This is a genomic window from Nocardia kruczakiae NBRC 101016 (assembly GCF_001612965.1).
GTDB lineage: Bacteria > Actinomycetota > Actinomycetes > Mycobacteriales > Mycobacteriaceae > Nocardia > Nocardia kruczakiae.
The window spans coordinates 1-12598 of the sequence record NZ_BDBL01000005.1 but is presented as its reverse complement, the minus strand read 5'-3'; the positions used below and the strand labels follow the sequence as shown (position 1 = coordinate 12598).

At 69.0% G+C, this 12598-nt stretch carries 14 protein-coding genes; 4 read left to right on the top strand and 10 right to left on the bottom strand.

Annotated features, from left to right (window positions below; all coding sequences use genetic code 11):
• Window positions 1-14: 14 nt before the first annotated feature.
• A complete protein-coding gene (locus tag NK1_RS04720; RefSeq protein WP_063007350.1) occupies window positions 15-1118 on the bottom strand; it encodes a quinone oxidoreductase family protein in 1104 nt (367 codons plus the stop codon).
• A gap of 102 nt (window positions 1119-1220) precedes the next feature.
• Between NK1_RS04720 and NK1_RS04715 the strand changes: the two genes are divergently transcribed.
• A complete protein-coding gene (locus NK1_RS04715) occupies window positions 1221-2162 on the top strand; it encodes a LysR family transcriptional regulator (protein WP_063007349.1) in 942 nt (313 codons plus the stop codon).
• A gap of 4 nt (window positions 2163-2166) precedes the next feature.
• Here the strand turns inward: NK1_RS04715 and NK1_RS04710 are convergent, their stop codons facing one another.
• From NK1_RS04710 to NK1_RS04695, 4 genes are read right to left on the bottom strand one after another with little or no spacing between them, the layout of a single operon-like run.
• On the bottom strand, window positions 2167-2709 hold the full coding sequence (locus NK1_RS04710; protein ID WP_036508398.1) for a hypothetical protein: 543 nt from the start codon (window positions 2707-2709) through the stop codon (window positions 2167-2169).
• A gap of 49 nt (window positions 2710-2758) precedes the next feature.
• Window positions 2759-3166 (bottom strand): hypothetical protein, encoded by a 408-nt coding sequence (locus NK1_RS04705; protein ID WP_036508401.1) that lies wholly within the window; start codon window positions 3164-3166, stop codon window positions 2759-2761.
• Window positions 3163-3435, bottom strand: a complete 273-nt coding sequence (locus NK1_RS04700; protein ID WP_030516981.1) for a hypothetical protein — start codon at window positions 3433-3435, stop codon at window positions 3163-3165. The genes NK1_RS04705 and NK1_RS04700 overlap by 4 nt, the downstream gene beginning before the upstream one ends.
• Window positions 3436-3475: 40 nt before the next feature.
• Window positions 3476-4222 (bottom strand): SCO6745 family protein, encoded by a 747-nt coding sequence (locus NK1_RS04695; RefSeq protein ID WP_063007348.1) that lies wholly within the window; start codon window positions 4220-4222, stop codon window positions 3476-3478.
• A gap of 374 nt (window positions 4223-4596) precedes the next feature.
• Here NK1_RS04695 and NK1_RS04690 point away from each other — a divergent pair, with 374 nt between their 5' ends.
• Together NK1_RS04690 and NK1_RS04685 are read left to right on the top strand one after the other, a co-directional pair.
• Window positions 4597-6867 carry a serine/threonine-protein kinase gene (locus NK1_RS04690; protein ID WP_063007347.1) on the top strand — a complete coding sequence of 757 codons (2271 nt, stop codon included), beginning with the start codon at window positions 4597-4599 and terminating at the stop codon, window positions 6865-6867.
• 42 nt (window positions 6868-6909) lie between these two features.
• Window positions 6910-7620 carry a metal-dependent hydrolase gene (locus tag NK1_RS04685; protein ID WP_063007346.1) on the top strand — a complete coding sequence of 237 codons (711 nt, stop codon included), beginning with the start codon at window positions 6910-6912 and terminating at the stop codon, window positions 7618-7620.
• On the opposite strand, the gene NK1_RS35990 is transcribed toward NK1_RS04685, so the two are convergent.
• Entirely contained in the window at window positions 7558-8430 is an 873-nt protein-coding gene (locus NK1_RS35990; RefSeq protein WP_063007345.1) for a helix-turn-helix domain-containing protein, read from the bottom strand. The two genes, NK1_RS04685 and NK1_RS35990, sit on opposite strands and share 63 nt — an antisense overlap.
• A gap of 101 nt (window positions 8431-8531) precedes the next feature.
• On the opposite strand from NK1_RS35990, the gene NK1_RS04675 reads away from it, so the two are divergent.
• Window positions 8532-9251, top strand: coding sequence for an SDR family oxidoreductase (locus NK1_RS04675; RefSeq protein ID WP_063007344.1), 720 nt, complete (start codon window positions 8532-8534; stop codon window positions 9249-9251).
• A gap of 103 nt (window positions 9252-9354) precedes the next feature.
• Here NK1_RS04675 and NK1_RS04670 read toward each other — a convergent pair whose 3' ends face one another.
• From NK1_RS04670 to NK1_RS04655, 4 genes are all read right to left on the bottom strand, one after another.
• Complete coding sequence (locus tag NK1_RS04670) at window positions 9355-9846, bottom strand: peptidylprolyl isomerase (RefSeq protein WP_063007343.1); 492 nt, start codon at window positions 9844-9846, stop codon at window positions 9355-9357.
• 246 nt (window positions 9847-10092) lie between these two features.
• A complete protein-coding gene (gene gloA2, locus NK1_RS04665) occupies window positions 10093-10479 on the bottom strand; it encodes an SMU1112c/YaeR family gloxylase I-like metalloprotein (protein ID WP_063007342.1) in 387 nt (128 codons plus the stop codon).
• A 195-nt stretch (window positions 10480-10674) separates the two neighbouring features.
• Window positions 10675-11544 (bottom strand): fructosamine kinase family protein, encoded by an 870-nt coding sequence (locus NK1_RS04660; protein WP_245660347.1) that lies wholly within the window; start codon window positions 11542-11544, stop codon window positions 10675-10677.
• Entirely contained in the window at window positions 11541-12170 is a 630-nt protein-coding gene (locus NK1_RS04655) for a TetR/AcrR family transcriptional regulator (RefSeq protein ID WP_063007341.1), read from the bottom strand. Before NK1_RS04655 ends, NK1_RS04660 begins: the two co-directional genes overlap by 4 nt.
• Window positions 12171-12598: the final 428 nt, after the last annotated feature.

Sequence of the window (12598 nt, the reverse complement as noted above, 5' to 3'; positions counted from 1 at the left end):
TACCCGCGTATTACCTACTCCGGCAGTGGTGACCGCCGCTGCGGCAACACCACCGTGCGATCGAACGCCGCGGGATGGGCCGCGGCATGCTCGACCGCCGCCGCGATCTCCGCCAGCCCGAAGGTCGTGACCGTCTCACCCGACAGATCCAGCAACCCGCACCGCACCAATTCGATCAGCCCGCCGACCGCGGTGCGCGGGCACATCCACTGCCCGCGCACCGTGACACCGTTGCGCATCAGCCACGGATACGGCAGCGCCAGATCGGGACCGCCCAGCATCCCCACCCCGCCCATGAGCACCACGCGACCGAACTCCCGCACCGTCATCGCCGCGGTCCGCGCCACCCGCGAATCCGCCGCAGGCGGCAGAATATCGAGCACGACATCCACCGGGCCCCCGCCCGCCGCCTGCATCGCCTGCCGATCCACCTCCTCGTCACCGGTCAGCTCGACCGGGCGAACCCGCTCACCGAACAGGTCCCGCAACCGGGCAAGAGCCGTGCGGTTGCGACCGGGAGCCACCACCCGGCTCGCACCCATCGCCAGCCCCACCGCCACCGCCGCACCCCCGAAATTGCCGGTCGCCCCGCTCACCAGCAACGTCTCCCCCGCGCGCAGATCCGCCGCCAGCAGACCCCCGTACGGCACCAGCGGCACCGCCAGCGCCGCCCACCGGGCCACCTCCCCGGCATCGACGTCACCGAGCGGCACCGCGTTCTCGGTCGGCACGACCATCCGCTCCGCGAACGAACCGTGATGGAAATACCGCGACAACCGCAGCCCGCCCGCCCCGCGCGAACTCCAGCCCTGCAGGGTGATGTCGGGCGTGCGCGCGTCGTCGCGGGAACGCACCGTCGGATCACACCACACCAGATCACCCGGCCGCAGCCGGGTCGCATCCGGACCGGCGGACACCACCCGGCCCACCCCGCCCATCCCGGGAATCACCGGCGGCTCCAGCGGGTACTTGCGCACACCACCGAAAACCTCTGCCGCATAAGGCAATACACAGGTGGCCAGCACATCCACCAGCACCTCACCCGGGCCGGCCACCGGATCGGGCACGGTCGTCACCGTCAACGGCCGCCCGAACTGCTCCAACATCGCCGCACGCATCGCCCACTCCTCCTGATTTCGAATTCACTTCCCCGCCAACGTAGGTCGCGATCCGGCCATGCCACCAGCGAGAGTCCGGCATATCTGGTATGCCGTACTGTCATGGACCTGTCACCGGCCGGGCTGCGGGTGCTGGCCGAGGTCGCCGAACGAGGCTCGTTCACCGCCGCGGCCACCGCCCTCGGCTACACCCAATCCGGGATCTCCCGCCAAGCCGCCGCCCTCGAACGCGAGGCCGGCAAACCCCTGTTCGAACGCCACCGCACCGGCGTCCACCTCACTCCCGCCGGACTCACCCTGCTGCGCCACGCACGCGTCGTCCTCGACGCCCTGGATGCGGCACGACGCGACCTCGACGGCGACGACGTCACCCAGCGAGTGCGGCTGGGCAGCCTCATCAGCGCGGGCGTGGTGCTGGTGCCCACCGCACTGGCCGCGCTGCGACGTACCCATCCCGGCCTGGAGGTGTCCACCCGCGAGGGGACCACTCCGGCGCTGGTCCGCGCGATCCGCGCCGGCAGCCTGGATCTCGCCGTGATCACCTCCCGCCCGCCGCACCGTCCACCCGACACCGACCTGCCGCGGCTGATCGTCGAACAACTCACCGACGTCGAACTGCTCGTCGCCGCCCCCGCCACCGGCCGCTTCGCCGGCCGCGCCACCGTCACCGTCGACGAACTCCTCGACGCCCCCTGGATCGCGAGCCCCGCCGCCACCACCGAACCCCTGCTGGGAGTGTGGCCCGGCCTGCCCGGCCGCCCCCACATCGCCCACCGCGCCCGCGACTGGCTCGCCAAACTCGCCCTCGTCGCCGCCGGCTGCGGCGTCACCACCGTCCCCTCCGGGCTGTTCCCGGTACTGCCGCCGGAGGTGATCACGCTGCGCGTGCTCACCGGCACCCACGACCGCGCCGCCACCGAACTGCGCCGCCTGTCGCTGATCCGCCCGCCCGCCGCGCTCACCCCCGCGGCCGCCGCTGTCATCGACGCATTGCGCAGCGCCGCAACACCTTTCGCAGCCGGCACCGGCAGGGCACCGGGCTAGCGGGTCACCAGATCAGGGTCCGCTCGGGCACCCGAACACAGGCGAAGAAGCGTTTGCCGATATCGCTGCCGTCGTGGTTGTAGGCGTTCATGATCTCGGCCAGCTCATCGGCCAGCTCCTGCAACGCCGGACTCGGGTTGTCGATACCGCAGTCACTGACCCAGCCCCACTCCCGCGGCACGCCCTCGATGGTGACGATGATCTTGCCGACATACGGCGTCGCGACCGAATAGGAGATCTCGATGGGAGCATCGCGGATCGGCGACCGTTCGGCGAGCTCCGCACGATGCTGCGGCATGCTGAAGATCTTCGCGAAAGCGATGTCCTGACTGATCATCTCGGCGATACTCGCCAACGTGGCATGCCGGCCCACCCGGTGATAGCGGGGACCGTAGTCACGATCACCACGCGGCCCCGCCGCCTGCGGATGCTTGGCCAGGATGCGGTCGAGCATGCGCTGAGCGGCATCGCGCTCGGCAGCGCCGGTGGCGGGATGGTCGATCAGCTGGCGCAGCCGGGAAATCCGGGGGCTCAGGGCCGTTGACATGGTCGCGGTCCTCTCCTCGTCGTCGCACGGCAGCCGCGGCCGCGGTCGGTCAGGGCAGCGGATCGACCAGCACCTGATGGTCGATGCGTCGCAACATATCGGGCCGAGCGGTCAAACACGGCCAATTGCGGGAGACCGCCTCACTGGCGGCGTGTCCGGCGGCCACCAGACCATCGGCATCCGAGCGCCCGGCCAGCAGCGCCGCGACCCGGGACGCCGCGCCGGTGTCCAGTCCGGTCACCACGGTGTGCGGCAGCTCCAGCAACACCGCGAGAATATCGAGCCGATCCGGCCGGATCAGCGCCTGTCCCGCCGCCGCCACCGCCGCGGGCACCACGATGGTATGACCGGCCTCGGCCGTGGCCCACGCCACCGCGTGCACGTACGGCAGCCGCCGCGTCCAGCCCACCACGGCGGCGGTGTCGAACACCACGCCGCCCAGTGCGGCCGGGCTCACGCGGCGCCGGCGCTTCGCCGATCCAGATCCTCCGCCGACAGCGGCGGCAGGCCCTGCACACGCCGGGCCTGATTCACCAACTCGAGCGGCGGCACGCCACCGAAACTGGACTCGATGGCATCCAGCGAGATATCGCGATCCATCCGGTCCCGCAGCGCGGCCGATACATAGGCGGACAGATTGTCGATCCGCCCCGACGCCTTCCAGCGCTCCAAGGTCGACACATCATCCTTGGGGACCGAGATCGTCACCTTCTTCGTCTCCGCCATACCAACAGGGTACGTCAGTATGGCGGACCGATGACAGCGACTACCGCGCGAAAACCGTGGCCTGGGCCTGCCGCAGCAACTCGACCAGCTCCTTGCCCGCAGTGTCGTCCAGCCCCGCGAAGGCCGGGGCGATCAGCTCGTCGGTCAAAGCCTCGGCCGCATCCCAGCGTTCCCGCATCTCGGCGCTCACCTCGGTGGCGTCGACCCGCTCACCCCACCCGAACAGCCGCGCCTGCGTGGGCCCGTCGGCCCGCGGCGAACCGCCGATCAGCACCGCTTCGAACGGCGACAGCCCACTCGCCCGCACCGCGATCAGATGCAGGCCACCGCGCAGCTCACGCAGACAGTGGATCAACTGCAGCACCCGGCCCGCCGCATCGTCGGCGAGCGGCAACGCGCGCCAGCCCGCGAACAGGCTCACCCCTGCGACATCGGCGGAATCGGCGACCACCCGAAGCATTTCGGCCAGCCGGTCGCAGCCGTCGAAACCGGCAAGTTTGCGGCGGCCGAAACCCTGACACGCCGCCAGATAACCGGCCGCTGCCTCCGCGGGCGCCATCGCCACCGAATTCCACGCCGCCCGAACGGTTTCCGGCTCGAAGAACCCGAACGCCGCGGTCACCACATCGGCATCCACCTCGCCGAGCACGCCGCCGCGGCCGCGGGTATACGGTCCGATGAAACCGTCCACGCCGGTGGTGGCACCGAAGGCCTTGGCCTCGCGGGAGAACATGAACGCGCCTCCGATGGTCTGGATCTCGGATTTCACCGCGGCCGGCACCGACACGGCGGACCCCTTTCGACGAGAGCGACCGATCCGGCCGCTCGGCTCCTTCGACAATCCCCCGGAGCCTATCTCGCTTCAATCCGCTAATGCCAGCACCCGACCGCAATCCGCCGCACCCGCGAACAACCCCCGAGCTAACCCAGCGCCATCCGGCCCGCCCGCGAGACGGCCTCGCCACCGCCCCGGCCACCGAACCCGCCGGCCCGACGCTCGCGATATTCCGCCGCCGCCGGCGACCGGCTTCCCAGCACCGCACGGTACGCGCGAAATCCCGTATAACGTAACGGCATCGGAACGTTCCCCGGAATTCATGGGAGGATTCACCTATTCTCGGGTCCGGGCCCGGGTACCACCGATTTCGAAGCGAGCGAGGGATGACCGACAACCTCGGCGCAACCGCACCCGACCCCGGTGCCGACCGCGCCACCGCCACGCAGACCGCGCTGACGTCGCTCGTCGCCCGCTTCGCCCAACAATGGCAAACCTCCGGCGAACCACCCGATCTGTCGGCCCACCTGCCCGCCGAACCCGCGCTGCGCCGCTCCGCGCTCATCGAACTCATCAAGGTCGACCTGCACCAACGCTGGCAACGTGACACCGACGCACCACGCCTGGCCGACTACCGCGCACAATTCCCCGAACTCGCCGCCGCACCCCTGCCACCCGACCTCGTCTACGAAGAGATCAACGCCCGCAGCCGCCGCGACCACCACGCCGTCGACCTCGACGAATACGAACAGGACTACCCCATCCAGATGGCCCGCATCACCGAAGGATTCGAGGATCTCCCCCCCTCGGCACCCGGACTGCGCACCACCGTGCTCGCCGACCCCACCGCCCTCGACGCACTCGACACCATCAACCCCGGCGCCACCGTCGACGACTTCGACCTGCTGCTGCCCCTCGGCCAAGGCGCATTCGCCCGCGTCTTCCTCGCCCGCCAACGCTCCATGGGACGCCTCGTCGCCGTCAAGATCTCCCACGACCGCGGCAGCGAACCACAAACACTGGCCCAACTCGACCACGACCACATCGTGCGCGTCTTCGACCAACGCCAGATCACCGACCAGCACCTCAAACTCATGTACATGCAGTACGTGCCCGGCGGCACCCTGCTCGGCGTCCTGCGCATGCTGCGCCGCACCCCACCCACCGAGCGCAACGGGAAACTCCTGCTCGAAGCCATCGACGCCGCCACCACCACCGGCGGCGTCCTCGAACCCCAGCCCTCCCCCACCCGCACCGAACTCGCCCGGCTCAGCTGGCCCGAAACCGTCGCCTGGCTCGGCAGCCGCCTCGCCGCCGCCCTCGACTACGCCAACCGCCGCGGCATCCTGCACCGCGACCTCAAACCCGCCAACGTACTGCTCACCGCCGACGGCCAACCCAAACTCGCCGACTTCAACATCAGCTTCAGCCGCCACCTGCCCGGCGCCAACCCCGTCGCCTACTTCGGCGGCTCCCTGCCCTACATGGCCCCCGAACAACTCGAGGCCTGCCACCCCGAATTGGCCACGACCGCTGCGGATCTGGATACCCGCACCGACCTCTACGCCCTCGCCGTCGTGCTGTGGGAACTGCTCACCGGCCGCCTCCCCTTCGACGACGGCCACGACACCGGCGACACCGAAGAATCCCTGCAAGCCATGATCGACCGGCGCCGCACACCCATCGCCGCCCGCTTCGAAGCCGACCTCCCGCCCGACACCCCCGCCCTGCTGCGCCACGCCCTGCTCACCTGCCTGTCGCCCGACCCCGCCGACCGCTACGCCACCGGCGCCGACCTCGCCCAGCAACTCGACCTCAGCCAGGACCGCGCCGCCCGCGACCTCGTCGACCCGCCCACCCACAGCCTGCGCGCCCGCCTGCGCATGCGTCCCATGCCCGTGGTCACCCTCTCCAGCCTGCTCGGCCACCTGCTCGCCGGGCTCTACCTCGGCTCCCACAACCTGCGCCTCATCCGCGACGCCCTCGGCCCCGACGCCGCCCACCAGATGGTGCGCCTGGGCATCGTCATGATCGCCATCGCCTACCCGATCGCCATCGCCGCCCTCATGTACTGGTGCCGCTCGGTGTTCGTGATACCCAACGGATTACGCCGCGGCAGACAATTCGACGCCGACACCCTCGCCCGCGCCCGCGCCGACACCCTCGCCTGCGGCGACCGCATCGCCGTGGCCACCTTCGCGGGATGGCTTGCCGCACTGGGCGTCTTCCTCGTCAAACTGCACACCCTCGGCGACGCCTCCGCCGGCATCACCACCAGCCTCATCGCCTGCAACCTCGTCGCCGCCTGCGTCGCCGTCGTCTACACCTACTTCCCCGTCACCTACTTCGTCCTGCGCTGGTACTACCCGGGTCTGGTCGCCGCCGGCGCCACCACCCCCGCCGACGCCGCCATGCTGCGACGCATGGTCCACCGCAGCCGCATCTACCTCGGCGTCGCCGCCTGCGTACCACTCATCGGCGTCCCCGCCGGACTGGTCTTCCTCACCCCCGACCAACAACAGACCGTCATCGGCCCCATCGTCGGCCTCTGCGTCGGAGGACTTTTCGCCTTCCTCATCACCCTGCGCACCTTCTACGCACTCGAATCCGACCTCAACGCCCTCGACCGCATCCTCGACCCCTACCCCCACTCCTGACCGGCTCGAGACCACCGATCAAGATCGGCTAATCTCGAGGCGGTGCTAGGACATTCACATGCGACCAGTGGTGCGCTCGCGTGGGCGGGAGCCGCTGCCGCGCTACCACTTTCGACTCTCACCTTCCCCGCCGCGCAGATCGGCCATCTCGGCACCGTCGACCTGCTCATGGGAACCTTCCTCACCGCCGGCGCCGCCCTGCTGCCCGACGCCGACCACCCCAGCGGCACCATCTCGCATGCGCTCGGACCGATCACGCACACCGCCTGCAAGATCATCTCCACCGTCTCCGGCGGCCACCGCCACGCCACCCACTCCCTGGCCTTCGTCGCGGCCGTCGCCTACGGCACCTGGGCCGGCGAACACTGGATCGGCCGCTGGTTCACCCTCGGCCTGGTCTTCTTCCTGCTCGCCCTCGCCGTGCGCGCCCTGAATCTCTGCCCGCCCGGCGAAGGACTGCGCTCCTACGCCACCATCGCCGTACTCGCCGTCGCCGGCACCTTCGCCATGGACCAGTGGATCTCCGACAAACCAGCCTGGCTGCCGTTCTCCGTCGGCCTCGGCGCCCTCGCCCACCTCATCGGCGACTGCCTCACCGACCGCGGCTGCCGGCTGTTCTGGCCACTGGACATCCGCACGAGGATCCCGATCATCGACCGCACCGGCAACAAGGTCGAAACCTGGCTGATCTCACCACTGTTCGTGCTCGGCACCCTCGCCGCGCTCTGGTACGTCATCACCCACCAGCCCTAACAGCGTCACCGCGTCGCGGTCCGGGCTGCCCGGCTCGGCCTGGAACGCGACGAACCGCTGCCCGTCCGCCGCGGTCAGAATCTCCGACGTCAACTCCATCCGGCCCACCGCCGGATGCCGGAACATCCGCCGCGTACCGCGCTTGGCCCGCACATCGTAATGCGCCCACAGCGCCTCGAAATCCGCGGTCGCGGCGCACAATTCATCGGTCAGCGCGGCCAGCTCCACCGGATGCGAACCCGCCCCCTGCACCACCCGCAGATGCGCCACACAATCGCGCGCCATCCCGGTCCAATCCTCGAACACCGTCCGCGCCGCCGGATGCGTGAACACATACCGAATCAGATTCCGCCGCAGCGGCTCCCACTCCTCGATACCCCACAGCAACCGCAACCCCTCCGGATTGGCCGCCAGCAGATTGCTCACCTGATCGAGCACGAAAGCCGGTGTGGGCCGCACCGATTCGAGCAGTGACACCATCCCCCGGCCTGCCGGCTCCACCGGCGCCGCCGCCGCGGCCGACCGCGCCGCCGCCAGTCGCGCCACCCGGTGCAGATGCGCCGCCTCGTCGGCATCGAGCAGCAACGCCGACGCCAACGCCGCCAACACCTCCGGGCTCGGATTGCGGTCGCGGCCCTGTTCCAGCCGGATGTAATAGTCCACGCTCAGACCCGCCAGCGCCGCCACCTCCTCGCGGCGCAGACCCGCCGTCTGCCGCCGCCGCGTCCCCGGCGGCAGACCCACCTGCGACGGCTGCACCCGCGCGCGGCGCGCACGCAGGAACTCTCCCAGGGCCCGACGATCATTCACTCATCCAGTGTGCCCGCTTCCCAGCCACGCCGGGGTAGCCCCGCCAGGACCAGGCCACAGCCGGTCTCCCCACCGCCCCCGCCGCGCCGCACGGTGGATCCATGACCGACACCACCCACACCCTCGTCATCGGCGGCAGCTCCGGCATGGGACTCGCCCTGGCCCAACGGCTCCTGCCCGCCGGCCATCGAATCACCATCGCCGCCCGCGACACCGAGCGCCTCACCGCCGCGACAGCACAGCTCGGATATCCCGATCAGGTCCGCTCACAGCGCGTCGACATCGCCGACGAAGCCTCCATCGCAGCACTTTTCGACACTCTCGGCACGGTCGATCACGTCGTCGTCACCGCCGCCGACATGCGCCACGGATACGGCCCGCTCACCGAACTCCCCGCACACGACGCGCGGACGGTCCTCGATATCAAGGTGCTCGGGCCGTGGCTGGTGGCCAAATACGCGGCGGGCCGGGTGACCAACTCCATCACCGTCACCTCCGGCATCGCGGCCTACCGTCCCGCTCCCGGCGGCTCGGTCGTCGCCACCGCCAACGCCGCCCTCGAAGGGATGGTCCGTGCGCTGGCGCTGGAACTTGCGCCGATCCGGGTCAACGCCGTCTCACCCGGCTGGGTCGACACCCCGATCTGGGACGATTTCGCCGGCCCCGACAAACACGCCCGCCTCACCGCGATGGCCGCCCGACTGCCCGCCGGCCGCATCGGCCGTCCCGCCGATATCGCGGCCGCCTTCCACGCCGTCCTCGACAACGACTTCCTCACCGGCGAAGTGCTCCACGTCGAAGGCGGCCACCGCCTGGTCTGACGAGACCACCCCACAAATGGCGGCGGCCCCGCACCACCCGCCATCGGCACCGCTACCAATGCGGCGCTGAATCGACGGATATGCGGGGCGCGCGCCCTGCCGGTCAGGCCAGCTGAGCCGAGACGATCGTGATCGGCTCGACCGGCACATCCTGGTGGCCGGCCTTGGAGCCCGTGCGGACACCCTCGATCGAATCCACGACGGCATTACCGTCGACGACCCGCCCGAAGACCGCATAACCCCAGCCGTCCTGACCCGGATAGTTCAGGAAGTCGTTGTTCGCCGTGTTGATGAAGAACTGGGCACTGGCCGAATGCGGATCCGCCGTACGCGCCATCGCGACGGTGTACTTGTCGTTGCGCAGCCCGTTCTTGGCCTCATTCTGCACCCGATTGGGCGTCGGCTTCTGCTGCATATCGGCGGTCAGACCGCCGCCCTGCACCATGAAACCCGGAATCACACGGTGGAAGATCGTCCCGTCGTAGTGGCCGGACTTGACGTAGTCCACGAAGTTCGCGACCGTTTGCGGCGCCTTCGTCTCGTCCAATTCGAGGGTGATGTCCCCGGCTGATGTGTTGAGCAACACTGTGGTCATCCGGTCATCGTATGGCAGCCGCCCTCACCCGGCGGACAACCCCTCATCTCGGACGTATGAAGAGACCTTCTTCGTCGTCTGCATCTTTTGGTTTTCGCTGTTCGAGCTGGAAGTTTGCGGCGCGCGGGATCGGACTCACATAGTTAGATGCGCATATCTCCATCGCATATTGGGTTTTGTTGCCCATACCGCCCGATATGGCCCCGAGAGCCGGCGCCTCCGGCCGCGAGAACGGCCGGAATGGATTCAGGCCTCGTACAACTCCAGCGGCAAGTCGTCCGGGTCGAAGAAGAAAGCGAAACGGCGACCGGTGAATTCGTCGACGCGGACCTCTTCCACGACCACTCCCCTCCCCCGCAGCTCCGCCAGGGCCGCGGCGACGTCTTCGACGGCGAAGGCGAGATGACGCAGGCCGCACGCCTCGGGCCGCGACGGCCGGGGCGGCGGATCCGGGAACGAGAAGAGCTCCAGTTGGGCGCCGTCCGGCAGTGCGAGATCCAGCTTCCACGAACGACGTTCGGCTCGGTAGTGCTCCGCCACCACCCGCAGGCCGAGCACCTCGGAATAGAACGTTTTCGATCGCTGATAGTCCGACGCGATGATCGCCGCGTGGTGAATCCTCCGCAACTCCATTGCTCGACCGTAGTCACTCCGTCATGGCTGTTTTTGCCCCGGCGAGTTGGTCGGTGGCTCTGCGGCGACATGGTGGCCACACATGCACAGATTCGCATACTTCCATATCGGTATGTTCGCTGCTTTCGCCCTCCGCTCGGCACCTGGCCGACCACATCGGCTCCCATCAGGAAACAGTCTGTCGCCCAGACACTTTCACCTTCCGGACAGAGCCTCTTTCGCGGCAGCGACGGTCTGCTCCCGGTATCCCCCGCCGAACAGCACGACATGCACCAGCAATGGATACAGCTGATGCAGTGCGATCCGCTGTTCCGCGCCGGGCGCGAGGGGGAAGCGCTCCCGGTATGCCCCCAGAACATGGCCGAGATGCGGAGCGCCGAACAGTCGCAACATGGCCAGGTCGGTCTCGCGATGCCCACCGTGGGCGGCCGGATCGATGAGCATGACCCCGCGCTCGGTCCACAGCACGTTGCCCGACCACAGGTCGCCGTGAATGCGGCTCGGCGGTTCCGGCGGGCCGGCCAGCTCGCCGATCTCGTCGATCACCCGCTCGATGAGCCGAATACCGTTGCGGCCCAGCACGGATGCGGCGGCGGGCAGCAGGGGCTGCAGTCGATACCGGGCATACCAGGGCCCCCACTCCCCCGCGACCATCGCGTTGTCCTGCGGCACGGTGGCGATACAACCCTCCCACGGGGCGCCGTACCGGTCGACGGTGTGGGCGTGCAGGTCGGCAAGCGCTGCGCCGAACCGTTCCGCGGCCTCGCAGCTGGGCGCTACCGAGTTCAACCACGGCAAGACCAGAGTGCGGTCGTCGGCGCCCAGGACCTGTGGGATCAGATCGGCGGCGTCGGCCTCGCGCAACCAGCGCAGACCCGCGGCCTCGGCAGTCAAGGCGTGGTCCGCGGTCGAACCCGTTTCGCCCACAGCGCTTTTCACGAAGGCATCCCGGCCGTCCGCGAGCCGCACCCGATACAGGGTCCAGGCGTGCCCGTGGCCGACGATGTGCTCGGCCACCACCGGCATGCCCAGCAACGGCTCCAGATGCGCCGCGAGGTCGCTCACGAGGCGTAGACCGTCTGCCAGATCGCGCGTCCCAGCGCTCGGGCCAGCTGCTCGTCGTCCACCGGATGTCCGGCACCGAAAGTGAAGTCGATGGCACGCTCGACCATGCAGGTCAGGGCGATGGCAGTAGCCTCGACCTCCAAATCGGCGGGAATCCGGCCGGCCGCGCGTTCGCGATCCAGCCGCAGGCGGACGAGTTCGGTGAAGCGCTGGACCCGCTCCTGCCAATAGCGACCCACATCGCGGTCGTAGCCCGCCACCTCGGTGAGGGCACGCAACACGCGGTGGTGTGCCCGGCTTCCGGCGATCATCAGCCGCATCGCGGTGACCACCCCGGCCTCTCCGTCGAGGTGATCCGCGGCCCACCACAGTTCGGCCGTGCGAAATTGATCGTCGGTCGCGAGCTCGGCCATCCGGATCAGCAGTTGGCTCTTGTCGGGAAAGTAGCGGTAGAAGGTGGAGCGGGCGATATCGGCCTCGGCGGCGATCCGGGCCACCGGCAGTTCGGTGTAGGTGACGCCCGTATCCAGCAGCCGATCCACGGCCGCGAGCACCCGCCGCTCCACCGCGTCACGCCGTTCGTCGCGCTCACGAGACCGCGAGCCGGGGCGGGTCAGCGACGCCATGTCGTGGTTTCGTCGAGGACGGCCATGGGCACATTGTCGCTCGAGTCACCAGACAGCGCAGGCCACCCGGCCGTAACAACGGTCCGGCAACGCCTGGATTTGCCCCTGCCCGGTCCGATCGCGATCGCACCGGGTGCGACGTGCGGACTACGCACCGGCGACGGTTTCTGATTACTGGCACGAAATTTCGCGGTTCGAATTCGCCTTCAAGCACTGATAATTTGTGATAACAGCCACAAACAGCAGGTGGGCCGCGATTCGTTCCACGATGCGACTCGCGAGAAACCAGCACTCGCACTGAGGGTTTCAGCCGCCATCCGCACGGCGGTCCACGCACGGTGAACGCGATCTGAATAAATGAACTCCGAGCGTTCACTGTCTGTTAGCTGACCTCGTCTGTGATTCTCTCGTCCCTGAACCACTCCGTC

Bases quoted from the DNA above. Each gene is read 5' to 3' on its own strand.
- NK1_RS04720 (WP_063007350.1), bottom strand. From the start codon at position 1,118: ATGCGTGCGGCGATGTTGGAGCAGTTCGGGCGGCCGTTGACGGTGACG.
- NK1_RS04715 (WP_063007349.1), top strand. From the start codon at position 1,221: ATGGACCTGTCACCGGCCGGGCTGCGGGTGCTGGCCGAGGTCGCCGAA.
- NK1_RS04710 (WP_036508398.1), bottom strand. From the start codon at position 2,709: ATGTCAACGGCCCTGAGCCCCCGGATTTCCCGGCTGCGCCAGCTGATC.
- NK1_RS04700 (WP_030516981.1), bottom strand. From the start codon at position 3,435: ATGGCGGAGACGAAGAAGGTGACGATCTCGGTCCCCAAGGATGATGTG.
- NK1_RS04690 (WP_063007347.1), top strand. From the start codon at position 4,597: ATGACCGACAACCTCGGCGCAACCGCACCCGACCCCGGTGCCGACCGC.
- NK1_RS04675 (WP_063007344.1), top strand. From the start codon at position 8,532: ATGACCGACACCACCCACACCCTCGTCATCGGCGGCAGCTCCGGCATG.
- NK1_RS04670 (WP_063007343.1), bottom strand. From the start codon at position 9,846: ATGACCACAGTGTTGCTCAACACATCAGCCGGGGACATCACCCTCGAA.
- gloA2 (WP_063007342.1), bottom strand. From the start codon at position 10,479: ATGGAGTTGCGGAGGATTCACCACGCGGCGATCATCGCGTCGGACTAT.
- NK1_RS04655 (WP_063007341.1), bottom strand. From the start codon at position 12,170: ATGGCGTCGCTGACCCGCCCCGGCTCGCGGTCTCGTGAGCGCGACGAA.